The sequence below is a fragment of the Priestia sp. SB1 genome (genome assembly GCF_038898415.1).
Window position 1 is genome coordinate 716,108 of the sequence record NZ_JBBJSS010000003.1, and the last position, 23,878, is coordinate 739,985.

Here is a 23,878-nt window from a genome sequence, read left to right on the forward strand (position 1 = left end):
AAGGAACTGACAGGCAGTTCTTTATGTGAGAAGAATGAACAAAAGACACCTCTTTTGTTTTATTGAGGTGTCTTTTGGTATCATCAGCCTGTGTTACGCAATCCTGCTGCAATGCCGTTAATCGTTAATAATGCTTCTTTTAAAAGTTCTTCATTTAACGTTTCAGCCTCATCTTCACGCAGCTTGGAAATAACCTTAACTTGCAAGAAGGTTAGAGGGTCCACATACGGATTTCGTAATTTAATAGATTCTTTAATCGTAGGAAGATGATCCATTAATTCTTTTTGCCCCGTGATTTGAAGAATCATTTCTTTCGTAACATTATACTCTTTTTTAATAGCGGTAAAAATCCTCTCTGAAATAACCGGATCTTGTACCATTTCTGTGTATTCTTTTGCTGCCATTAAATCTGCTTTTGTTAAAGCCATTTGCAGGTTATCGACGGTCGAGCGGAAAAATGGCCATTCTTTATACATTTGCTGAAGAAGCTGTATATCTCCGGATTTCTCTACTAAATGCTGTAAGCCCGTACCTGCAGCGTACCAGGCTGGAAGCAGCTGTCTGCTTTGCGTCCATGCAAATACCCATGGAATTGCTCGCAAGTCTTCAAAGCGATCACTTCCTTTTCGACTCATTGGACGTGACCCAATATTTAAAGCCCCGAGCTCAGGAAGAGGTGTAGCTTGTTTAAAGTAGGTTAAAAAGTCTGGATCGTTGAAAACAAGCTCTTGATACTTACGTAACGAAGCAGTTGAAATCTCGTCCATTGTTTCTTCCCATTCATGTGTACGAATATCACATTGTTCAGCTTCTTGAGAAACATTTGCTGCCGCTGTAAGAAGAGCTGAGACCGCTTGTTCAAGGCTTCGGTAAGCAATGTCATATAAAGAGTATCTAGAAGAAAGAACTTCTCCTTGCTCTGTAATTTTAACACCGTCTCCTAGCGTCTCAACAGGCTGAGATAAAATGCTTCGGTTTAACGGGCCTCCTCCTCGGCCTAGTGAGCCGCCTCGGCCATGGAAAAACTTCAGACGAACTTGATACTTCCTCGCCATATCGTGAATTTCCTGCTGCGCTTTGTAGAGCTTCCAATTAGCGGTAAGCGTTCCGCCATCTTTGCTTCCATCTGAGTAGCCAAGCATGATTTCCTGCAAATCCTTCTGTTTTCTTAAGTGCTCTCGATAAAAATCTAATTGAAATAGCTGTTCCATAATCTTAGGACCTGCTGTGAGATCATCAATCGTTTCAAGCAGCGGAGCTACATTTAACTTGCTTTCAATGCGGCCATCTGCATGAAGGCGGTAAATACCCGCTTCTTTGGCAAGTACCATGACTTCTAACAAATCACTTGCAGACTGCGTCATACTGATTAAGTAGACTTCAATAGATCTTTCTCCAAATTCTTTATGTGCTCGATGTATCATGTTAAATACTTCAATTACTTGCTGCGTTTCTTTAGAGTAATTCTCTACAAACGATAGCACAGGTCTTGGGTCTTGAAGAACTTTCCCTAGCAGCTCAACTTTTTTCTCTTCTGTTAACGCTGAATAATCTTCAGCTAAAGAAACAGCATGGAAAATTTCTTTGATTGCCGCTTCGTGTTCTCCGCTGTGATTACGGATATCAAGCGTTGCTAAATGAAATCCAAACAGCTCAACTTGGCGAATTAATTTACACAAGCTTTTCAGCTGATAATCTTGAGGCTGATGCTTTTGCAAGCTATCTTTGATGAGAAACAAATCTTGTAAAAGTTCTTCCGACCTTTGATAACCTGCTTCCGACTCTCCAACTAAATTTAATTTATGAAGCATAATCGTAAGCTTGCAGCGATATACTTCGTGTTTGATTCTCCATCGCTTTTTCTCAGGCAGCAGCGATATTTCTTGATTAATAGAATCAAGAAGATTATCTGAAACTGCGACTCTTTTTGTAGACTGACTTAACCTTTGTCTCAATTGAGTAAGCGACTCTTTATATTTACGAATAGCTAACTTCCTTTGTTTGACAAGCGTTTGCCACGTTACTTTAGGAGTTACGTTTGGATTTCCATCTCGGTCTCCGCCAATCCATGAACCAAATCGAAGAATATTAGGCACTTTCCAATTTTCTTCGGGGTAATTCTCCTGCAATGAATTTTCCAATTCCTGATGAAGTTGAGGAAGCACTTCAAATAACGTTTCATCAAAATAATATAATCCATTGGATACTTCATCCATTACGGTTGGCTTGCGATCTCGCAGTTCATTTGTTTGCCATAAAATTAACACTTCGCTAAACAGTCTTTCTTCAATTTCTGTACGTTCACGTTTTGTTAACGTTGAATTATCCAAGTTTTTCAGAAGCTCAGCCATTCGTTTATGAATATCAAGGACACTTCGTCTAGTGGCTTCTGTTGGATGTGCCGTGATGATAAGCTCAAGTGATAAAGTTTGAAGCAAGTTAGCAATTACATCTGGCGCCACGCCATTATTTTTAAGCGAAACAACGGCGCTTTCCAATGAACCCGGCTGCATAATAGAATCTTCTTGCTGCTGATATTCCCGTCTGCGACGAATTCGATGATTTTGCTCTGCAATATTAACTAAATGAAAATAAACGGCAAATGCCCGAATAACCTGCGCGCGCATCGGCTGTTCAAGAGTAACGATTTCATTTTTTATTTCTTTATAGATGGCTTCATCTTTGTTTTCTCTAAGTGATTTTGCCACTTCGCGTATTTTTTCTACTTTGTTGAGCAGTTCTTCTCCACCTTGGTGAACCAGAACTTTCCCTAACAATTGACCGAGAAATTTTACATCACGGCGCAGGGCAGTGCTGCTGTTTTGTCTTTCTGCTGCTTCTACTGTTACCATTAGACACGACACCTTTCTTTATAAATGTTGTACTTTTTAAACTTTTTAGAAAATTATATTAAATTCATATTACCATGAACGAAAATAAATTTCATATAATTTTGTTTCCTCCTCTCGATTAGGAGGAAAGATTCATCAAATATAAAAAAGAGGATGAGGCATAACGAAATGAATCCAATCCTAAGACGAACAAATGGGATACATAAGCTGAACCGCTTGTGACACCGCAGTTGATTGGAAGACTTCACCTCTCCTTTCAATCAACTGCTAGAAAGAACGAAACAGCTGAAACCTACGTTCACCATAACAAAAAAAACGAACCACTAATCAAACGTGCTGATCAGTGGTTCGTTTTTCACTTGAGCTAAAATACTTTTCAGCCTCTCTTTTATGCTACCAAGGTTGTCCTAAATCCAACACTGAGGCTAGTTCATTGCTTTTTTTACGCACTTGTTTACGTGTGGCAGCACGATCTGCCCCCGTTTGAAACAGATATTTTTCTTCTTCTGTTTCTGGAATAAGCTCCGGTACTGCGCGGGGCTTTCCATCATCATCCATTGCCACAAAAGTTAAAAATGATGTAGCTGCAATTTGACGCTCCCCGGTTTTTAAATTTTCTTTAATCACTTTCACAAACACTTCCATGGATGAACGACCTGTCCATGATACGTATGACTCCAAACATACAGAATCCTGAGGCGTAATAGGGTGCAGAAAGTGAATAGAGTCTGCTGAAGCCGTCACACACTCTGTACGACTGTGACGATAAGCTGAAATGGACGCAATCATATCAATATCACTCATTAATTTTCCGCCAAATAAAGTATTGTGATTATTAATATCATTAGGGAAAATGCGGCTCGTTCGAACGGCCTTTGTATCTTTACAATAATTTGCTTTCATTAGTAAGAACCTCCATTGATGCCTATCATAATAAGAATAAAAGAATGAATGAACCTATACTAGCATATTTCGATAAATTTAGCTTTACAAAAAACTCGTTGATTTATTTACAGAAAACAAAAAAGAGGTTGAGACATAACGAAATAAATCCAATTGAAAGACGAACAAATGAGATACATGAGCTGTACTGCTTATGACACCGCAATTGATTTCCGTGCAAGGCTTCGCTTTCCGCGGGCGGGCGCTGAGCCTCCTCGTCGCTTACGCTCCTGCGGGGTCTCACCTGTTCCGCTTTTCCCGCAGGAGTCTTCGCCTTGCCCTCCAATCAACTGCTAGAAGGAACGAAACAAATAAAACGATATGCACCATCGCAAAAAAACGAACCACTCATCAAACAGATTGATGAATGGTTCGTTTTTTACTTGGGCTCAACTATTTTTGTCCTAGCCTCTTTTTTGTCTATCGAATGTAGCTTGATCCAAACGTTTTACCTAAAGAGTCACTGTATAGGTCACTTGACTTCACAGTCCATTTCCCATCTTCTTTCACCATAAAAATTCGTAGCGGACGACTTCCTTCTTTCGTTTCTAATTCATTTACAATATCTTTGAATTTAGAAGCCGCAAACTCTTCAGAGTGTTTTGTATCGTAATCTTTTGTTTCATCTGTATATGCTCTCTTAAGCTGCGATACGTATGAATATAAGTCTGATAAATTAACAGTAGTGTACTCCACTTCTACTACAGCTTTATTATTTGCATTGGCAATCACATTTGTCTTTACGCTTGCTTTTTCTTTCAAAACATCTTTATACATGTTAAAAAAATCTTTTTTTGCTTTATCGGTTAAACTATTAGAAAACGCACCTTTTAATTCCTCATTAAACGCTTTTTTCTGTTCTTCTCTGACAGCTGTTTTGTCCGCTGTTACATATTTATCATAATCTACATTTTCTTTGTTTAAGTAAAGAACTTCCGTGTAAGCTTGCAGAGCTTTTTCTGGGTCTTGCAGCTTATTATAGCTTTTCGCGTATTTCTTCGTATCCAGTGTTAATGTTACTTCGTCAATTTCTTCATCATAATCAGATGATTTTGGCTGAAGCCCAATTTTGTACTTTTTATCTTTTTTGACTTCAAAGACGAACATTAATTTTTTTTGCTTCCCAGCGCCAATCTTGTCAGATGAACTGCTTTCTAGTCCAAGTTCCCTACTGTTCACTCCCGTTTTTGGAGATAATTGTTCATCTCCTTCATATAAATACACACCGTCGTAATCCGATAAAGATATACTGTTTTTGGATACATTTTTTACTTTTAAATCAACTTTCAACAGCCCCTTTTCTTCACTTGTAGCTCCTTCATCACTATCTACTAAAATATAAGAAGCGCTGTCAATAGATGCTTCAATCGCCTTATTTTTAGCCGAAGTGGATCCTCCCGTTTCCTTAGAACTGTTACAAGCCGCTAATACTAGCATAAGTACAAAAACCAAAGCCAAAACATTCATTTTTTTCACAGCTGTCCAATCCCCTTTATTTTGTTTTTTTAGAACTTTATCCCAAATAAAGGTTCCCTCTGTGTAAATCCTTAAACCTTAAAATCTATGTTTTTTACAATATTTTGATAAAAACTAAGTCTAAATTCTCCATTTATCTAAATAAAAACACGAGCACCGGCTCGTGTTTTTTATTTAGATTTAAAATTTTCTTGATTGATTTGTTCAGCTTCTTTCATATATCGGTTAGATTTGCCACTTTTAATTCCCCAGTAATAAAAGGCTAATGATACGCAAGCAATCACTAGCATATCCCATCCGAAAGGTAAAATATTTTTGCCTCCGAATTTTTCGCTTCCTATGTAGGAAATAAAAATCATGCACGCTAAATAGATAAGCATCCAAGCCCCGGTTAAAAATTCTTTTTTAAAGCCCACCCATTTATTTTTCGCTTGGTAATAAAAATAAACTGGCAGGCCAATTGCCATAATAAAAATCACTTCACCTGTAAGTGGCCACCTTGCCCAGTAAAGCGTCAAAGAAGCAAAAACGAAGCCGCATGGCGCAATAACTGATGCCCCTTTTAAATAAAATGGACGGTAAAAGTGTGAAGCCGTTTTTCTTAATGTTATAAGCGCTACAGGGCCCATAATATAGGAGATAAGCGTCGCTACTGAGATCACTTCTGCTAAGACACCCCATCCTCTAAATAAAAAGAGAAACAAAAAGCAGGCTGCTAAATTTAGCCACATAGCTGGGCGCGGGACATTGTAAAGTGGATGAAGAGTACCAAATATCTTTGGCAAATATCCATTTTGTTGCATCCCGTATAACATTCTAGAAGTCGTTGCCGTATATGTAGCACCTGTGCCGGAAGGAGAAACAAATGCATCTGCGTATAACACGATTGTTAGCCAGTTAATTCCAAGCGCAATCGCTAAATCAGCAAAAGGAGAATTAAAATTCAAATGATTCCATCCATCCGCAATTGATGACGGACTTACTGCTCCGATAAAAACAATTTGTAATATAATGTATACAATTCCAGCAATAAAAATTGAACCAATTACAGCTACCGGAATCGATTTATTAGGTGACTTTGCTTCTCCTGCCATATTTACAGGACTTTGAAAACCATTAAATGCAAACACGATACCTGATGTTGCCACTGCCGTTAAAACACTCGCCCATCCGTAAGGTGCTACCCCATGCTCACTTGAAAAGTTCCCGCTATGAAAACCAGCAAAAAATAAAGCCCCTGCCGTTAAACCAGGAATAATTAATTTAACAATCGTAATAAATGAGTTTGCTTTAGCAAAGAGATTTACCGTCCAATAGTTCACAAAAAAGTAAATGAATAATAACAGAGACGCAACTGCCAACCCCTTGGACGTTAAAATGCCATTGTCTACTAATTCATGAGTCCAGCGAGCCCATTTCCACGGCCAAGTACTCATATATTGCACAGATGCAATAGCCTCCACTGTTATCGTTGAAGCGATTGAAATCCAGTTAGCCCAAGCAGCCAAAAATCCAATAAATGATCCGTGTGAATACTGAGGATATTTAACCATCCCCCCTGCTTGCGGAAACATCGCGCCCAGTTCAGCGTACGATAGGGCAATGGTCAAAATAACTACCATTCCAATAACCCATGAAAAAATAGCCGCAGGTCCTGCAATTTGAGCTGCTTTCCATGCTCCAAACAGCCATCCTGAACCGATAATCGAACCTATGCCTGTCATGGTTAAAGCAAATGTTCCCATCTTCCTTTGCATATTGCTCATCCAAATCTACTCCTCTTCCCTAGGAAAATAAAAAAAACACTTGCGAAATTTTCTCAAGTGTTTGCCCAGGCGCGCGGCTTATACGCTATATGCTCCCCCATGGTCATCCATGTTGCGCCAGTCACATATAGGAATATATTTTTTATCAGTATATAACATTCATTACTATTACTCAATACACAAAAATGTTTACATTACTTTTACAAAAGTAATTAATTATTCGTAAAATTCCGAATAAATACTCTTAAAATCTCTTCCTAATTACAAAAAACAACTAAAACTCTAACCTTGCTTATTATTTGATTCTTTTACTTCACGAGCATATCATCTTCTAAAAATTATATTAATATATATTATTCATTTACAAAATACGAATTAACATCTATATATCCATAGAATTCTTGCACTAGCCCCTTTACTTATATACAATATGAAGAAAAGATACTAAAGTAAACTGCCCACCACTTAGCTACGCTTGAAGTGGGAGACTTCTTTTGGGAAAACGTTAACACCTACATATCATGCACTTCGCAACGAATGAAGTACTTCGAGCAAACTTCTCTGTTTACGCAAGCAAAAAACAGGGAAAATTACGAAAAAAGATTGTTAGAGGGATGCTTATGAATTATGCAAATGTAAAAGTTCTTTATTTTGATGACGACGGAACCATTCCAAATCACCCTCGTCTTCCAGTTTTGTTGTATGAACATGTATTTATTAGTAAGAAAGAGAAAGTAGAGAGCATTTTTAATTCTCACAACTGGAAAAACAGCTGGGTAGGCGGCATATATGATTTTCACCATTACCACAGCAATTCTCATGAAGCACTAGGTGTAATTAGCGGATCTGCACGCTTAAAACTAGGTGGACATATGGGAGAAAATATCGTGGTGCATGCTGGGGATGTACTCGTACTCCCTGCAGGTACAGGACATATGCGTCTGCAGTCAACTGCTGATTTTAAAGTGGTTGGAGCTTATCCAGAGGGCATGGATTACAACTTACGAACAGGAAAACAAACGGATCGCCCTCACGTATTTGATGAAATTGCACAAGTACCTATTCCTACAACAGATCCTGTTTATGGCGACAAAGGACCATTGACAGAGTGGTGGAACTAGACAAGCACTTATTGTCTAGTTTTTTTATTTGCTCGTTTTTATAGCTTCCATAAATCTATATTTGAACATACAAATTCTTTTTCTTTAATGCAATAGCAATATACTTTATCTTATCGAGAAAACTACCTTTCTTCTTTTCCGTTCTTTTTTTGTTTCAAAGGCAACTGCGCTTAGGTTCTCCCCTGCTTTTTCTTCCCTAATCATTTCAAATATCTTCTTCTCATACCCTTTTTTTGTTTTTCTAAAAAAATTTTCGTAATTTATAACGAAATTTTCAAAAAACTTATTGCTTTACTATGTCAGACTTGCTATCATAGTGAACATTGTTAGATAAATTTTAGAGGAGGAGTAAAAATTGAACAGAAAATTCATAATATTTATTTTATTCATCATTCCGTTTATTGCTCAATTCGCTTTTTTACCTTTTGTAAATAACATTCATCCAATTATTTTTGGATTACCTATTTTGCATTTATGGTTATTTTTATGGGTCTTCTTAACGCCTGTGTGTACATTTATCATTTATCGTTTACAAAAATCTTGGGGGGACATTGAATAATGCAAGGAAATTTAACCGCACTTTTAATCACATCAGCAATTGTTCTTGTCGTTATCGCCATTGGCTTTATAGCAGGACGTGACAAATCATCTAGAAGCTCCGTTGAAGAGTGGGCTGTAGGGGGAAGACGTTTTGGAAGCCTGCTCGTCTGGCTTTTAGTAGGAGCAGATTTATATACTGCTTATACATTCCTAGGTCTTACAAGTACAGCTTATCAAGGAGGAAGCATCGCATTTTTTGCCATTCCTTACTCTGTTTTAGCCTTTTTAATTTCATACTTTTTTCTTCCAAAACTTTGGACTGTTGCTAAAAAGCACAAACTTACTACACTTGCTGATTATGCTAGAGAACGTTTTAGCAGTAAATTTCTCTCCTCTTTAATTGCCATAGTAGGTGTATTGATGCTTATTCCATATATTGATCTTCAGCTTAGCGGTATTCAAGATACTCTTCGCGTTGCAGGAACTGGCTACATTAATGTAAAAGCTGTCGTTATTCTTTCATTCTTTCTTGTGGCTCTTTATACTTTTTTCAGCGGAATTAAAGGTCCCACTTATACGGCAATTATTAAAGATATTTTGGTATGGGCGATTATGTTATTTATGGTTGTTTCTCTGCCAATTATGCATTTTGGAAGCTGGGGCAACATGATTGACAATGTTGCAAAGGATGCACCTCAGCTATTAACGATCCCAACACAAGGACCTAAGGGCATTCCATGGTTTATTACAGCATCACTCGTATCTGCTTTAGCTTTATTCATGTGGGCCCACGCTGCTACAGGTGTTTTCACTGCTAAAAGTGCAGATTCGCTTCGTAAAAATGCTGTCTTCTTACCTCTTTACAATATTGTTTTAATTCTAGTCATCTTCTTAGGGTTTATTGCTTATCAAGTATTACCTCAAGATACAACGGATCCTAGATTAGCATTATTAACCTTGATTCAATATTCATATGGTGGCATTGGCCAAGGGTTAGCTTATGCAACGATTGCTCTTGCTTCATTAATTCCATGTTCTATCATGGCGATCGGAGCGTCTAACTTATTTGCAAATAATATATTTAGAGATTTAATTAATCCAAATGTACAGGGTAAAACATTAACAATGGTTACTCGTTCTATGGTTTTTGTTGTTATTGGACTGGCACTTTTATTCGGTTTATTATTCCCACAAGCACTTGTTTCCCTACAGTTACTAGGGGTATCCGGCATGGTACAAATCTTCCCGGCTATTGTTATCAGCCTGTTTTGGAGAAATCAATCGAAAGAAAGTACGATTGCTGGATTAGTAGTAGGGCTGGTTGTAACGTTTACCGTTCATGCCACAGGAAATTCATTTGGCCTTTATGAAGGGTTCTGGGGATTATTATCTAACCTACTCGTAGTTTTTATTTTAAATCCAATCTTTGCTGCAAAAACCAAAGCAGCAACAAATGGCGTGAAAGAAACATTATTTTCTAAAGGCACTACGCAAACTGAATTAAAGAAAAACGCATAAAAAAAAGTTCAGCCAACTGGCTGAACTTTTTTTAGATAATATTCTCTTTTTCAGAAGGGGATGAAGTCGATTCTCTTTCCCAACATTCAATATTCTGATTGTTTTCTAATGCATCTTTATAAAAGACTGGATTTTTCCCTTCCTTTTTCTGCTGAGTATAGTCATGCAAGGCAGAAAACGCCACTTTAGATAATAGAAAAATAGCAATTAAATTCACCACTACCATCATCCCCATAAATAAGTCTGCCAGATTCCATACAAGCTGAAGCTGAGCAACCGACCCAAAAATAACCATCGCTAAAACGCCTACACGATAAGACCAAAGCCACATCTTATTTGAATTTAAAAATTCAATATTCGTTTCTCCATAATAATAATTGCCAATTAACGTACTAAAAGCAAATAGAAATACCATGATAGCTAAAAATCCTGATGCCCAAGAACCGATATGTGTACTAAGAGAAGCTTGCGTTAATTCAATGCCGCTTAGTCCCTGCTTATAGGCGGGAGATAAGAGAACGATAAATGCTGTGCTTGTACAAATCACAAGTGTGTCCGTCAAGACACCAAATGCTTGGATAAGACCTTGTTTAACTGGGTGACTCGTCACTGCAGTTGCAGCCGCGTTGGGAGCACTTCCCATCCCTGCTTCATTGGAAAACAGTCCGCGCTTTACTCCGTTGATTAACGTTGCACCAATTGATCCCCCAAGCGCCTGTTCAAATCCAAATGCATTTTTCACAATTAGAGATAGAACGGCAGGCATTTGATCAATATTTTTAAAGATGATGAACAGAGCCATTCCAATGTATAAAACGGCTAATACGACAACGATGTATTCCGATATCTTGGCGATGCGTTTGATCCCGCCAAAAATAATTATCGCAAATATAACTGTCATAATAATCCCAATCAATAAGCGGCTCGTTCCGAAAGAGTTCTCAAATGCCAGCGTAATCGTATTAGACTGCACAGCGTTAAACACCAGGCCAAATGACAGTGTAATGAGTACAGCAAATAGCCCGCCCATCCATCTTTTATTTAACCCTTTTTCCATATAGTAAGCGGGTCCTCCTCGAAATCCGTTTGACCCTTTTACCTTATAGATTTGAGCGAGTGTACTTTCTACAAAACTTGATACTGAACCGATAATGGCAATAATCCACATCCAAAATACAGCACCGGGGCCACCAAGAGCAATAGCAATCGCTATACCGGTAATATTTCCTGTTCCTACTCGAGCTGCCATGCTTATGCAGAAAGCTTGAAACGGGGAGACTCCCCCATCTTTAGCCGCTCGTCCTTCTTTCAAAACAAGTACCATTTCTTTCAACATGCGAAACTGCAAAAAACGAGAGCGGATCGTAAAATAAATACCGATTGATACAAGTAAAATAATTAATAAATTCGACCAAAAAAAATCATTGATGACACTAATTACACTTTCGATTGCTTGTTGCACGCCTATCACCTCATTAAAAAATTTGGTAGAACAAATGCAAAACATGAAAGTTTTTTCTCTTGGTGTTTATATTATTGAAGCGAATGAATAGTACGTAAATAGACTAAAAAATACTCAAATCCCATTCTTTTGCGATTTTTTTTAGCAGCGTAACGCCTTTTACGCTATTCCCGTACTCATCAATAGCTGGACTGTAAATTCCGATACCGCATCCGTCTGGAAATGGAGACTGCTTTTTCGTATTAGGTGGCACCAATGACATGATTCCTCCTGATACACCGCTTTTAGCTGGCATACCAACAAATGCCGCAAACTTTCCTGAGGCATTATACATACCGCATGTAAGCATAAGCGCTTTTGTTAATTTAGCCACTTCTTTTGGAATTACTTGTTTGTGAAACACTGGATGATATCCGTCTAATGACAGAATTAATCCGATCAGCGCAATATCTTCAGTCGTTACTTCAATTGAGCACTGCTTTAAGTAAACCTCTAGAACTTCTTCTACTTCTCCTTGTAAGTAGTTTGTTTCTTTTAAATAGTAGGCAAGCGCACGATTTCGATGAGACGTTTGCCATTCTGATTCAAAGACGGTTTCATTAATGAGTGGTGTTTTCCCGGTAAGCATTGTTATTACATCAAACAAATAGCTTAGTTTTTCTTTTGCCGTCTCTCCAGATAAAAGAGATGAAACCGTTAAAGCACCGGCATTAATCATAGGATTGAACGGCTTTCCTGGTTTATGCATTTCCAGTCTTATAATAGAATTAAATGCATCTCCAGTTGGCTCTACATCTACTCTCTCTAGTACGTAGGGAATGCCGCAGCATAAGCAAGCTGCTATAAAGCTAATGACTTTAGAAATACTTTGAAGAGTAAATACCGCTTCATAATCCCCAGACTGGATAACCGTTCCGTCAGCACCAATCAAACAAATACCTAATTGAGACGAGTCCATATCTTTCAGAGCGGGGATATAATCAGCCGTTTTTCCTTCTGACGAAAATTCTTTTATTTGCTCTACCCACTCGTGTAACTGCTCTTTTGCAGTGACCTGTAAGTAAGACATTTCCTGTTCAATTTCTCTTTTCATTAAAATCACCTCATCACTTCATTAACTTTTTATTTTAAAGCGCTTTCATAAAGCGGGAGTTCATTTTCGTTTTTAATGTACAATGCAACCTACAAGAGCATACAAAAACCTACAAAACTTTTTGGAATTATATTTTTATCTTTGGTACTCTTCTCCATTGTGCTGGACGCTATCACAATGTATACTAATTCACGAATCACTTCAGGAGGTGTAATTATCTGAATTTTAAATCTTTCATTCAAAAAGATCCGTACATTTTATTGCTCATGCTCATTACTGTTCCGCTGGCGGGAGAGCTAAAATTTTATCCGTTAAATGAAACATTTCGAATTACATTTGGAGCTCCAACATTTTTCTTTTTCCTATTGCTTTTAAAACGGAAAACCGTTTTATCTGGCGGCTTGTTAATCGCTTTAAGCGTCGTTCTCTTTCGCATCATGCTCGATTATATCACGCTCGATCATTTTCAATTTGCGGCTTCTGCACATACGCATTACCCTACGTTTTTCTTTTACTTTACGTATGCACTTTTATTTTTTATTTTTAAAGTAAGCCGCATGAACTATAGTGCTATTGTGATTGGATTAATTGGACTCATCATTGAAATAGCTGCTGATATAGTCGAACTAACTGCGCAGTATATCGTTTTGCACACAACCATTCATATCGATTCATTATCAGACATGGCCGTTATTGCTTTTGCTCACAGCTTCATTGTACTTAGCTTTTTTAATATGATGACAATTTATGAATCACAGTCACGAGAACGTCAAATTCGCAAACAAAATGAGCACATGCTAATGCTTATTACAAGCCTTTATGAAGAAACCGTTCATTTAAAAAAGACCCTTCATAATACAGAAGTGATTACAAAAGCCTCGTACGATTTATACCGTGTATTACATCAGCAGGAAAAAGATCATTCTGTGCTTAACCAATCGCTCAGTAAAAAAGCGCTTCGGATTGCCGGAGATATTCACGAAGTAAAAAAAGACAACCAGCGTATTTTTGCGGGCTTATCTAAAACAATTTCAAATGAAAGTTTCCAAAATTATATGAAAGCAGAGGAATTAATCGAGCTGATCGTACGCATCAACAAAAAATATGCCGATTCTCTTCACAAACAAATTAGCTTTTTTTCCTCTGTCACCGGGGAACATTTCAGCTACCACGTTTACACAATTTTATCGATCATTAATAACTTGGTAGCAAACGCAGTGGAGGCGATTAAAGATGAGGGAATGATTGTTTTATCCGTACATAGACAAGCTGAATTTGTAGAATTTCATGTACAAGATGATGGTCCTGGCGTGCCTTTGAAGTACGAAAAAGCTATTTTTGAACCTGGTTTCACTTCAAAATACGATCAATTTGGAAATCCCTCTACTGGAATTGGCCTTTCTTACGTAAGAGATATTGTTCAAGAACTTGGAGGTACGATTGAAGCTAAACAAGGAGATAAAGGGATGATTTTTATCATTCAAATACCTCTTTGTAGTCTAATTCAGAAAGGATGAGTTTATGCGATTTTGTATTACAGATGATGATTCAGCCATTCGTTCAACGCTCAGTCAGCTGATTGAAGATGAGGATTTAGGAGAAGTTGTAGAAGAAGTCGTAGACGGCAGCTTTTTAGATGCCTCTACGTTAAATTTAAAGCAGATTGATATTTTATTTATTGATTTACTTATGCCAGGACGAGATGGAATCGAAACGATCCGTCATTTAAAAGATTCATTTAAAGGAAAAATGATTATGATTTCACAGGTAGAGTCCAAAGAATTAATAGGAGAAGCCTATTCATTAGGAATTGAATACTATATTACAAAACCAATTAATCGAATTGAAATTTTAACGGTTATTCGAAAAGTAATTGAACGAATCTCTCTTGAGAAATCAATCGATGATATTAAAACCTCCTTGAATAGTTTAGCGACAGCCCATCACGCTCCCCCTTCAAGCCAGCCGATAACGAAACAAGCCCATCTATACGATGTAGGGAAATTCTTATTAGCCGAATTAGGTATTGTAGGAGAAAATGGTGCAAAAGATTTACTGGATATTTTACAGTTTCTGTACACTTATGACCAAAGAGAAAGTGTGGAAAAACATTTCCCTTCTCTAAAAAATATTTTTGTGAATGTCGCTGAGAAAAAATTGGGAGCTCACGCGTCTTCTATTGAAATTAATCGTGAAACCAAGGCTTGTGAACAGCGAATAAGACGAGCAGTTACTCACTCACTGAATCATTTTGCTTCTATTGGATTAACAGATTTTTCAAATCCAAAGTTTGAAAATTATGCTTCTAAGTTTTTTGACTTTACAGCCGTTCGTAAAAAAATGAAAGAACTGCAGGGAGATTCTAAAATTTTGCCGATTCGCATTAACACCAAAAAGTTTATTCAAATATTTTTTCTTGAAGCCAAGCGTTTGTTAAGCCAAGAAAAAAGCTGGTATTGACAGAAAAGACGGAAAAGGTGCAAATCCCTCATCCGTCTTTTATGCTAATTGATTCAGTTTTACTAAGGCAGGACCATATACAGTACGCAGAAGCAGCGTCTCTTCGCCTTTTGCGTATTCCGCTAGAGAAAAGGCTCCTTTTTCTGTTTCTACCTGTACATCTACAGAAACTGGGCATCTCTTTAGCTTACTGACTATCATTTCCGCTTGTTTCACCGACAAATAAGAAGAAAGGCGAATAAGTACATCTAAATCACTGGTTGTCGTGACAACTTCTTCACCGCTTGCAAGCTCGAACCCTACACTGCCGGTTGGTCCCCACGCAAATTTTTCAAAAATAATAGCCACCTCTTCCAAAGCGCGTATAGCTGGCATGTTTCTAGACTGGGCGTTTTGAAAAAATGAAACGAGATTTTCCGGCCTAATTGTTTGTTTAATGGCCTCCTCAGATAAAAAAGCACCAAAACGCTGATTCCTTCGTTCTCCTCTTACTCCAATAGGTATCAGTTTATCTCGGTGAACAGCACGCCTTACCACTACAAATGGAGCCTTGGCTAATGAATATTCCACCCACTCGGGGATAGGTGTATAACTGATAAGCTTTGCTTCCTCTTTTAACTGAAGCAAATCATGAGCTATATATTCCATTGTTTTTCCAACTCACCTCTTACCCATAAAGAAGCTTTTCGCCCTTCCTTTCTTGCTTGCTCACTGTGCAGCCGGCTGCTTAAATCGTATACACCTTCACAGCGAACATCTTCTACTGCTCCAATTAAAATATCTTGAATCATTTGAACGTCGCGCTCTGTGGGCTGCTCTGCTTGAATACCGCTAACCAGCTCATATAAAGCGCCAAGTGAAGCAAATGATTTAATATCATAAGCCATGGACGGGACTTTCTTTGAAGCTTCCTCAAGTTCTTTTATACTTCTTTTAGTAATGCGCGCTGCCGACTGTTTGGACATGGCGTGAACATTCACTCCTTCGTCTTTTAAAGCCAAAATTCGATTCGATTGGTATCCATGAGCCAAAAATGCTCCTGAAATTGCTTTTCCGACAATTAACGTAATAACCGGATGACCTGCTAAGCGCGCTGCTGTATAAGCATCAGCTGCAGCAGCGCAAGCATAGTGAATACCTAGAAGTTCTTCATGATAGCCATACGCTTGACTCGGTACGTCCACAATGGCAATTATAGGGCGCGGAGATTGATTTCGATCTTCTTGTATTACTTCACGAACGTGCTTAGCAATTGCCCATCCTTCATCTAGTCCTACTTCCCCTTTTCGTGCACGTAAGAAACGATTATAAGGATTAGGTACAACCGATATATATCGGACCTTTTCTCTTCCTAGCAGTGCGTCTTTATAAAGAACGGAAGGAATTTCAAAATCTGCTTCTTCATCATTTATTAAAGCGTTAATCCACACGCGACCGCGGCTGTTAGGCATGCTACCTGGAACTTCGTTCAACGAGTAAGAGACTGCTGAAGGGATATGTTCATTTTTTGTTGCTTTATACAATTCTTGAAATTGATAAGGAGCCATTTTTTCTGAAGGATCAACCTTGCTAAGCAAATGCCTATAAAAATCTACTTGTTCTGTTTTACTAGCTACTTTTTCTTTTTTTTGAAACGTCTCTTGAACCGCTCGTTGAATAGCAGTAACATCATCCTGTGCTAATGTATCTGCAAACCCCGTTTCATAGCGTTGAATACCGCCAATCGTTTTCCAGATTAAGCTTCGGTCTCTTGCATCAAACTCTTCAACCCCCGCTTCTTGTTCGATCACTTCCGGGCCGTTAAGACCAAACCTTGCTTCTTTTGTCATAATGAGATAACTAAAGAGTGAAGCAGTGATAGACATTCCTCCAAAGCAGCCTACATTTCCTGAAATAACTCCGACAACAGGTGTATGCTCACGCAGAGCAACTACCGCTGAGCCAATTTCAGATATCGACAAAAGTCCATAATTCGCTTCTTGCAGCCTTACCCCTCCTGTATCGAATAGAAAAACAGGTCTAACAGGAACACCTTTTTTGTGATTATTAAGAGCTAATTCTAAAGCTCCTGCAATTTTAGCTCCCGATACTTCACCAATGCCTCCCCCTTGAAATCCTCCTTCTATTGAAATGACAACTGCTGGCTCCCCTGCTATTAGCCCACTTGCTATGATGACACCATCATCGCTTTGAGGAACAATATTTTGCTTAGGTAAATGAGGCGACTCGATCCCGTCAAAAGGGCCGAGCAGCTCACGAAATGTACCTTGATCTAAGATTGCCTGCGCTCGTTCTCTTCCATTTAACTCAATAAAGCTTTGATTATTCACTCCCATTTTCACTCACCTCCAAAGCTTGTGCAAGACGCAAAGCGACTACACCGGGCGTAGCACCGAAATCATTAATTACAATTTTCGCTTGAATCATATGAGCACTAAAAAACCGATCTAATACGGCTTTCCAGGTTTCACTAAACCCTTCACTTCCTGTTCGTACTGATACGTGAGCATGTTCTTCATCAGAAGGAACCATTAAGATTTCTAAATCCCCTGAACCAACAACGCCTACATGTGCGCGCTGAGTTAACTTTCGATCGGCTTTGTATTTAAACACTAACGTTTCCATTAGCCACTCACTCCTCCCTGCAGACGTTTATGATTCTTTAAAAAGAGATATTCGATCTAAAAATAATACAGCAGCCAGCAAATCTGCACTTCCACCTGGAGAAGCGTTAGATGATAGAAGAATGTGATCTAACGCTTCCAGCCGCTGTTTTCCTATTGATGTAGATACCCCTCCAACTTCTAACACATTGGATGCCGCCATTTTAACCTCCTCTAACACAACTGGACCAGCACGATGCAAAATACACGTATCATCAAGATTGGCTATTAGTGTTACTAAAGTATCAATCCGCGCTGATGTTTCATGTATGCCTAGCTTGCGAGCCTTATGTAAAGCAGGCAAGCCTATATGAATCACGTGAGGAAATCCTTGCTTCGCCTCTCCAGCCGCTCCTTTTGCTCCATACTTTTTTTTCACACGAAGTCCATTAGATGAATGCAGAGTACAAAAGCGATCTGCATAACGAGCAATTTTCCCTGCAGCTTCTGTGATGGATGCAGGTGATGCTTGAATACCGCAAACCGCTGTTGCAGAAGCAAGGAGACCTAATGCCCAAATAGCTCCCTTGTGTGTATTGACACCATCCGTAGCCGCGTACATAATTTGTTCACCTTCGCGTCCAATTCGAGCAATTTCTTCCCTTAGCATCTGACTTGGCTGCTTTCCTTGACTATATAATGCAATCTGTGAGAAGGTCGGTTGTAAAGCATAAGCAGAGGCTAGCAGCGTCTCAATATTCATATCTTGATGAGATCCAGTTGTTGCTGCATCTACAAGCCCCGGCTTAGGTGTAAGTACCGCTTCATCAACCAAAGCGGTAACTGCCATTTTAGCTATCAGGCATGAAGAAAACACAGTTGTTTTTGGCTCTTCTTGAATACGCATATTTTTTACCAGCTCCTAAATTTAGCAGGCGGATTATATAAACCATCTGACCATTCTACTAAATCTTCTACACTTTTCGCCGCTAACAGCGAACGCTTTGCTTCCGTACGGCGAATCTGTAAATCTTCCGGAAATGCCACTAAGCCATCTCTGCGCATTCTTTCCACTTTATTTTGGTTGTGCCGTAACCCTATAGGCGTTACCCCCGCTACTGCTTCAAGCGCTGCTTTTCTTTCTTCCAAGCTTTGTGCTTTATATAAATAAGCAATTCCTTCTTCAGTCACGACATGTGTCACATCATCCCCGTAAATCATGACAGGAGCAGTAGCTAAGTTTGCTTGTTTAGCTACATTTACCGCATCCAAAGACTCAACGAAAACAGGCTCATTTCCTGATTGAAAGGTTTCAACCATTTGTACAACTAGCTTTCTGCCTCTTGCTAATTCATGCTTATCGTTCATCATATCCAACCAAGCAGGCGTAGAATGCCGTCGGCCTCTAGGGTCATGCCCCATGTTAGGCGCTCCGCCAAACCCTGATAAACGTCCAGATGTGACGGTAGAAGAATTTCCTTCTCCATCTATTTGCAAAGTTGATCCCACGAAAGCATCTACCGCATATTGACCAGCCACTTGACACATCGCACGGTTTGAGCGCAGGCTGCCGTCGCGTCCTGTAAAAAATACATCTGGACGGGCTGCTGTGTATTGTTCCATTCCTACTTCTCCGCCAAAGCAGTGTACGCTCTCAATCCATCCGCTTTCAATAGCCGGAATTAACGTAGGGTGAGGGTTCAGAGCCCAGTTCTTGCATATTTTACCTTTCAGCCCTAACTTTTCTCCATAGGTAGGCAGCAAAAGCTCAATTGCAGCTGTATTAAAGCCAATGCCATGATTTAATGATTGTACGCTGTGGCGCTCATAGATACCTCGAATCGTCATCATAGCCATTAGAATTTGGAGCTCTGTAATATGACGAGGATCTCGGGTAAATAAAGCTTCCAATTGATAAGGCTGATTGGCCACGACGATACAATCAATCCAAGAAGCCGGAATATCAACTCGCGGAAGTTCTTCAACAAGTTCATTTACCTGCACAATGACAATTCCGTCCTTAAACGCTGTTGCTTCGATAATCGTCGGCGTTTCTTCCGTATTTGCTCCTGTATATAAGTTACCTTGTGCATCCGCTTTATCGGCAGCCACTAATGCAATATTGGGAATTAAATCAATGAAAAGGCGTCCGTAAAGCTCTAGATATGTATGAATTTCTCCCATTTTCAACGTGCCATCTTCAATCATTTGAGATACGCGAAGACTTTGAGCACCAGCGTACGAAAAATCAATTTTTTCAGCAATTCCTTTCTCAAATATGTCGAGGTGTTCCGGGCGTGAAATACTAGACATAATCATATGAAGACCGTTTATTTTATCAGCGCTTACTTCATTCAGCGCCTTTGATAAAAAAGATGCTTGCTTTTGATTGTCTCCTTCAAGCACTACTTTATCTCCGGGTGATATAAGCAATTCTAACGCTTCAATAATGTGTTCATTATCCAATAACTTTCCTTTAAGAAGTTGGTCTATTTTCGCAAGGCGAGCTGCTTTTTGATCTCGGCGGGTTGTCCATGATTTTGAAGTTTTTTTTATTCCACTCATGTTCTAGCTCCTTTCTTCTACTCCTAAATTAATGCGCTTACATTTTTTCTTTCTCCATTAAAATTAACACAGATTTCATAGTAGATTCGGCTGCAGAAATAGCCCTTGCTTCCGGAAAGCTCTTAGCAGTCAAATCTGTTAGTACTCTTCCTGGAGCCATTTCAATATATAATCTTGTACCCATTTCATACATAACTTCCGTCATATCATGCCAACGGACGGGCAGGGCAACACTCGCTGCCAGATCTTCCTTAATATCAGCAGCTTTCCATAATTTCCGAGCTTTACAATTACCTATAAAAGGAACGATCGGGTCTTTTCCTTTCACTTCCGTTATTATTTTTCGTAATTCGCTCGAAACTCCTTCCATAAGAGGACAGTGAGAAGGCACCGTTACGTGAAGCATTTTGGTTTTCCTAGCCCCTTTTTTAGATGCTTTTTCAAGAACTTTCTCAATTGCTTTTAAGGTGCCAGAAAGCGTTATTTGATCAGGAGTATTTAGATTCGCTACGTAAACAGGAGCTGCATCGGTGGATATTTCATGTACAATAGAGAGAAGCTGATGTTCGCGCAGTCCCATTACAACCCCCATACCATAACCATCAGGATAGGCATTTTCCATCAGTTCCCCTCTTTTTTCCACAAGAAAAAGAGCTTCTTTAAAAGATAACACTTCAGATATAACTGCTGCTCCAAACGCCCCTATTGAATGCCCTCCTACCACGTCTGGGGAGTAACCTTTGTTTTTAAACGACCTAGCCGTAGCCACTCCTGCAATAAAAAGACATATCTGAACATTTTTATTATATTTTAATTTTTCTGACGAATCTAACGATAATACGTCTTGATTTAAAGCCTCACTTGCTTCTTCAAACGTAGTCGTTAATCCCCATTTATTTTTTATATCATGAAGCATACCAGCATATTGTGCACCTTGTCCTGGAAATAGAAATGCAACACTCATCGTGTTTCCCCTTTCGACTTTATATCACCCAAGGAGATAATGGATACTTTTATTATAAAGAACATAGAATCAATAACTCTAATACATATTTCTTATATATCCTATAACTTGAAATCTATATAAAAAGAGCGTTAGACATAACGAAATCAATGGAATCTGGAATCTAAAGATGAGCGAATTGGATAAATGAAAAAATCCGAACGATTCATTGTTCGGATTTTCCTTTAAGTAAACCGCTTTTGTCTCAGCCTCTTTTTGTTTGCTACATATGAGACGGGAAATGCGGAAGCACTTCTTCACCAAGCTCATTTATGACTTCTTCAGCCGGACGCTTACTATCAAAAAGAGCAAAAAAGAGATGGTTAACTCCTATTTCTTTATAAATAGAAAGAAGCTCAATTAATGTATTACGCCCTGCTCGAAATCCTAAACGAATTGGCGTTGGCATTTCATTTGGATCTTCTGCCAAATCTAGATGCATAGGTTGTGTAAAAGGTTTAAAAACGCCTGGATGATAGATATCAACCAGTTCTCTCCACTGTTTAATGGCTTTTGCTTGAAAATGCGGATGACGAGGATAATACATCCAGCCGTCTCCATGCTGTGCAAACCACTCCATATTTTGCTGGCTGTATCCCGTGATCATCGTTGGAATACGTTTCGTTGGCTTAGGAACAACATTTGCTCCTTGAATGGACCCCAAAGCAGACTGGATAGATGGAAATTCTTTATTTAACGCTTCTTCTAAATAATGAAAAGCCTCTGCAAATCGCTTTCCTCTTTCTTCATGAGGAATACCTAACCCTCGAAAATCTGCTTGACGGTCTCCAGAGGATACGCCCATAATCAAACGCTCAGGAAAAAGCTGATCAATGGTTGCCATTTCTTTAGCTACACGAAGCGGATGACGTAAAGGCAGCACAATAGCAGATGTACTGAGAGCAATTTCTTTTGTTTGACTGGCAAGGTAAGTCAAATAAATAAGCATATCATAAATTTGACCCGTGGCTGGATCGCCAAATGATGGATCTTGAAGAAGGACATCACGGAACCATAAGCTTGTAAATCCATATTGTTCTGCAAGCTGCGTGAGCTCTACTTGTTTCTCCATCGTAGGCGTGGCATACTGATAATTTTCAAGCGGCATATGCAAACCTAACGTTAACTCATTCTCCTTGTACATACGACGATACGCCTTATGATGTTGAAATGCAGTCATTTGCTTCCTCTCCTTTTATAGCTAAGAGATCATCGCAAAAGGCGATGATCTCTGTTTTATTTTACTTTTGCTTCTATTGAGCGGCTCCATGCGGTTAATAAGACCGCTCCTAAAACCATCACTCCTCCAATCCAAGGAGTATGAACAAGACCAATGGAATCAACAATCAGGCCGCCTACAAAAGAACCAATAGCAATTCCAACGTTAAATGCAGCAATATTCAGCGCAGAGGCTACGTTTACTGCTGAAGGAACATACTTTTCAGCTAAGTTCACGACCAGCACTTGCAGTCCAGGTACGTTCATAAATGCCAATAAGCCCATGGCAAAAATCGTAATTGTTCCCGCTACTTTAAACGATGCAGTAAACGATAAAATAACTAAGATAACGGCTTGAATTAAAAACATCCAAAATAATGCTTTTAACGGATTTTTATTCGCAGCTTTTCCTCCAATCGTATTTCCGATGGCTACTGCTACGCCGTATACTAATAGCAAGATACTAACTGCGCTTGGTGCGTATCCTGTTAATTTTTCAAGAATAGGTGCTAAATACGTATAAGCTACAAACGTTCCGCCATAACCTAAAGCAGTAATAGCAAACGATAGTAAAAGCGGCCCGTTTTTCAAAATTTTTAATTGATCACTAAACTTTGCCGGCGGCGCTTCTTTTAAGTTTTTAGGCACTAAAAGAGCACTGGCAATAATGGCAATAACGCCAAGTAACGCTACTCCCCAAAATGTTGCTCTCCAGCCGAAAGCTTGTCCGATAAATGTACCAAGTGGAACACCTGTAACAGTTGCAACTGTCAAACCTGTAAACATTAAAGCAATGGCACTTGCCCGCTTATCTTCCGGCACCAAATCAGCAGCGATAGTCGCACCGATAGAAAAGAAAATCCCGTGTGAAAATGCAGTAATAATTCGTGCTATAAGCAGCAGCCCAAAGCTTGTTGATAAAGCTGCTACTGAGTTTCCTACGATAAAAATAACCATTAATAGCATCAGCAATGATTTTCTGCTCATTTTACTTGTTAATGCTGTTAATACGGGCGCTCCAAATGCAACTCCCATTGCGTACCCTGAAATTAATAACCCTGCTAGTGTAATGGAAATATTTAAATCATCTGCAAGCGATGATAATAAACCTACTGGAACAAACTCTGTTGTCCCGATTCCAAAGGCGCTAATAGCTAGCGCTAATAGCGGCAAAGCACCGCTTTTTTTACTTTGTTGTGTTTGTGAAAGTGTATTCACTTCTTAACGCCTCCTGTTCGTTATAATAACTTTTTATAATA

20 protein-coding genes and 1 riboswitch are annotated in these 23,878 nt (G+C 39.0%); of the genes, 5 read left to right on the plus strand and 15 right to left on the minus strand.

Annotated elements, in window-relative coordinates:
- Positions 1–83: 83 nt before the first annotated feature.
- The 5 genes from ppc to WKH56_RS14185 form a co-directional block, all read right to left on the minus strand.
- Complete coding sequence (ppc, locus tag WKH56_RS14165) at positions 84–2,852, minus strand: phosphoenolpyruvate carboxylase (RefSeq protein WP_310884206.1); 2,769 nt, start codon at positions 2,850–2,852, stop codon at positions 84–86.
- Positions 2,853–3,245: 393 nt separating this feature from the next.
- Positions 3,246–3,755: an acyl-CoA thioesterase gene (locus tag WKH56_RS14170; protein WP_013055518.1), complete on the minus strand. Its 510-nt coding sequence runs from the start codon at positions 3,753–3,755 to the stop codon at positions 3,246–3,248.
- 191 nt (positions 3,756–3,946) lie between these two features.
- Complete coding sequence (locus WKH56_RS14175) at positions 3,947–4,084, minus strand: hypothetical protein (RefSeq protein WP_167387308.1); 138 nt, start codon at positions 4,082–4,084, stop codon at positions 3,947–3,949.
- A 130-nt stretch (positions 4,085–4,214) separates the two neighbouring features.
- Entirely contained in the window at positions 4,215–5,261 is a 1,047-nt protein-coding gene (locus WKH56_RS14180) for a DUF5105 domain-containing protein (protein WP_310884517.1), read from the minus strand.
- Positions 5,262–5,440: 179 nt separating this feature from the next.
- Positions 5,441–7,036 (minus strand): APC family permease, encoded by a 1,596-nt coding sequence (locus WKH56_RS14185; RefSeq protein WP_028412286.1) that lies wholly within the window; start codon positions 7,034–7,036, stop codon positions 5,441–5,443.
- 56 nt (positions 7,037–7,092) lie between these two features.
- Positions 7,093–7,171, minus strand: a riboswitch (ZMP/ZTP riboswitch).
- A 386-nt stretch (positions 7,172–7,557) separates the two neighbouring features.
- Between WKH56_RS14185 and WKH56_RS14190 the strand changes: the two genes are divergently transcribed.
- The 3 genes from WKH56_RS14190 to WKH56_RS14200 all read left to right on the plus strand — a co-directional run bounded on the left by WKH56_RS14190 (position 7,558) and on the right by WKH56_RS14200 (position 10,215).
- Positions 7,558–8,157 carry a cupin domain-containing protein gene (locus WKH56_RS14190; protein WP_080754378.1) on the plus strand — a complete coding sequence of 200 codons (600 nt, stop codon included), beginning with the start codon at positions 7,558–7,560 and terminating at the stop codon, positions 8,155–8,157.
- Between the two features lie 355 nt (positions 8,158–8,512).
- Complete coding sequence (locus tag WKH56_RS14195) at positions 8,513–8,716, plus strand: DUF3311 domain-containing protein (protein ID WP_033578104.1); 204 nt, start codon at positions 8,513–8,515, stop codon at positions 8,714–8,716.
- The gene (locus WKH56_RS14200) at positions 8,716–10,215 is read left to right on the plus strand and encodes a sodium:solute symporter family protein (protein WP_028412288.1); all 1,500 of its coding nucleotides are present in this window, start codon (positions 8,716–8,718) and stop codon (positions 10,213–10,215) included. The genes WKH56_RS14195 and WKH56_RS14200 overlap by 1 nt, the downstream gene beginning before the upstream one ends.
- Positions 10,216–10,246: 31 nt before the next feature.
- On the opposite strand, the gene WKH56_RS14205 is transcribed toward WKH56_RS14200, so the two are convergent.
- Together WKH56_RS14205 and WKH56_RS14210 are read right to left on the minus strand one after the other, a co-directional pair.
- Positions 10,247–11,677 (minus strand): alanine/glycine:cation symporter family protein, encoded by a 1,431-nt coding sequence (locus tag WKH56_RS14205; protein ID WP_028412289.1) that lies wholly within the window; start codon positions 11,675–11,677, stop codon positions 10,247–10,249.
- Between the two features lie 103 nt (positions 11,678–11,780).
- Positions 11,781–12,770: a glutaminase gene (locus tag WKH56_RS14210; protein ID WP_028412290.1), complete on the minus strand. Its 990-nt coding sequence runs from the start codon at positions 12,768–12,770 to the stop codon at positions 11,781–11,783.
- Between the two features lie 266 nt (positions 12,771–13,036).
- Here WKH56_RS14210 and WKH56_RS14215 point away from each other — a divergent pair, with 266 nt between their 5' ends.
- Together WKH56_RS14215 and WKH56_RS14220 are read left to right on the plus strand one after the other, a co-directional pair.
- A complete protein-coding gene (locus WKH56_RS14215) occupies positions 13,037–14,287 on the plus strand; it encodes an ATP-binding protein (protein WP_048020450.1) in 1,251 nt (416 codons plus the stop codon).
- A gap of 4 nt (positions 14,288–14,291) precedes the next feature.
- Complete coding sequence (locus WKH56_RS14220) at positions 14,292–15,230, plus strand: response regulator (protein ID WP_028412292.1); 939 nt, start codon at positions 14,292–14,294, stop codon at positions 15,228–15,230.
- Between the two features lie 39 nt (positions 15,231–15,269).
- Here WKH56_RS14220 and WKH56_RS14225 read toward each other — a convergent pair whose 3' ends face one another.
- The 8 genes from WKH56_RS14225 to WKH56_RS14260 form a co-directional block, all read right to left on the minus strand.
- Positions 15,270–15,878 (minus strand): malonate decarboxylase holo-ACP synthase, encoded by a 609-nt coding sequence (locus tag WKH56_RS14225; protein ID WP_028412293.1) that lies wholly within the window; start codon positions 15,876–15,878, stop codon positions 15,270–15,272.
- Entirely contained in the window at positions 15,866–17,566 is a 1,701-nt protein-coding gene (mdcD, locus tag WKH56_RS14230) for a biotin-independent malonate decarboxylase subunit beta (RefSeq protein ID WP_048020058.1), read from the minus strand. Before mdcD ends, WKH56_RS14225 begins: the two co-directional genes overlap by 13 nt.
- Positions 17,553–17,855 carry a malonate decarboxylase subunit delta gene (locus WKH56_RS14235; protein WP_028412295.1) on the minus strand — a complete coding sequence of 101 codons (303 nt, stop codon included), beginning with the start codon at positions 17,853–17,855 and terminating at the stop codon, positions 17,553–17,555. Before WKH56_RS14235 ends, mdcD begins: the two co-directional genes overlap by 14 nt.
- A 27-nt stretch (positions 17,856–17,882) precedes the next feature.
- A complete protein-coding gene (locus WKH56_RS14240) occupies positions 17,883–18,740 on the minus strand; it encodes a triphosphoribosyl-dephospho-CoA synthase (RefSeq protein ID WP_048020057.1) in 858 nt (285 codons plus the stop codon).
- A gap of 5 nt (positions 18,741–18,745) precedes the next feature.
- Positions 18,746–20,398 (minus strand): malonate decarboxylase subunit alpha, encoded by a 1,653-nt coding sequence (gene mdcA / locus WKH56_RS14245; RefSeq protein WP_048020056.1) that lies wholly within the window; start codon positions 20,396–20,398, stop codon positions 18,746–18,748.
- 37 nt (positions 20,399–20,435) lie between these two features.
- Entirely contained in the window at positions 20,436–21,362 is a 927-nt protein-coding gene (locus tag WKH56_RS14250) for an ACP S-malonyltransferase (protein WP_221833199.1), read from the minus strand.
- Between the two features lie 262 nt (positions 21,363–21,624).
- Positions 21,625–22,581, minus strand: a complete 957-nt coding sequence (locus tag WKH56_RS14255; RefSeq protein ID WP_310884205.1) for an LLM class oxidoreductase — start codon at positions 22,579–22,581, stop codon at positions 21,625–21,627.
- Between the two features lie 56 nt (positions 22,582–22,637).
- Positions 22,638–23,837 (minus strand): MFS transporter, encoded by a 1,200-nt coding sequence (locus tag WKH56_RS14260; RefSeq protein WP_063248126.1) that lies wholly within the window; start codon positions 23,835–23,837, stop codon positions 22,638–22,640.
- Between the last annotated feature and the right edge of the window lie 41 nt (positions 23,838–23,878).

Coding starts and splice junctions, on each gene's coding strand:
- ppc (WP_310884206.1), bottom strand. CDS start 2,852: ATGGTAACAGTAGAAGCAGCAGAAAGACAAAACAGCAGCACTGCCCTG.
- WKH56_RS14170 (WP_013055518.1), bottom strand. CDS start 3,755: ATGAAAGCAAATTATTGTAAAGATACAAAGGCCGTTCGAACGAGCCGC.
- WKH56_RS14180 (WP_310884517.1), bottom strand. CDS start 5,261: ATGAATGTTTTGGCTTTGGTTTTTGTACTTATGCTAGTATTAGCGGCT.
- WKH56_RS14185 (WP_028412286.1), bottom strand. CDS start 7,036: ATGAGCAATATGCAAAGGAAGATGGGAACATTTGCTTTAACCATGACA.
- WKH56_RS14190 (WP_080754378.1), top strand. CDS start 7,558: ATGCACTTCGCAACGAATGAAGTACTTCGAGCAAACTTCTCTGTTTAC.
- WKH56_RS14200 (WP_028412288.1), top strand. CDS start 8,716: ATGCAAGGAAATTTAACCGCACTTTTAATCACATCAGCAATTGTTCTT.
- WKH56_RS14210 (WP_028412290.1), bottom strand. CDS start 12,770: ATGAAAAGAGAAATTGAACAGGAAATGTCTTACTTACAGGTCACTGCA.
- WKH56_RS14215 (WP_048020450.1), top strand. CDS start 13,037: ATGCTCATTACTGTTCCGCTGGCGGGAGAGCTAAAATTTTATCCGTTA.
- WKH56_RS14220 (WP_028412292.1), top strand. CDS start 14,292: ATGCGATTTTGTATTACAGATGATGATTCAGCCATTCGTTCAACGCTC.
- WKH56_RS14225 (WP_028412293.1), bottom strand. CDS start 15,878: ATGGAATATATAGCTCATGATTTGCTTCAGTTAAAAGAGGAAGCAAAG.
- mdcD (WP_048020058.1), bottom strand. CDS start 17,566: ATGGGAGTGAATAATCAAAGCTTTATTGAGTTAAATGGAAGAGAACGA.
- WKH56_RS14235 (WP_028412295.1), bottom strand. CDS start 17,855: ATGGAAACGTTAGTGTTTAAATACAAAGCCGATCGAAAGTTAACTCAG.
- WKH56_RS14240 (WP_048020057.1), bottom strand. CDS start 18,740: ATGCGTATTCAAGAAGAGCCAAAAACAACTGTGTTTTCTTCATGCCTG.
- mdcA (WP_048020056.1), bottom strand. CDS start 20,398: ATGAGTGGAATAAAAAAAACTTCAAAATCATGGACAACCCGCCGAGAT.
- WKH56_RS14250 (WP_221833199.1), bottom strand. CDS start 21,362: ATGAGTGTTGCATTTCTATTTCCAGGACAAGGTGCACAATATGCTGGT.
- WKH56_RS14255 (WP_310884205.1), bottom strand. CDS start 22,581: ATGACTGCATTTCAACATCATAAGGCGTATCGTCGTATGTACAAGGAG.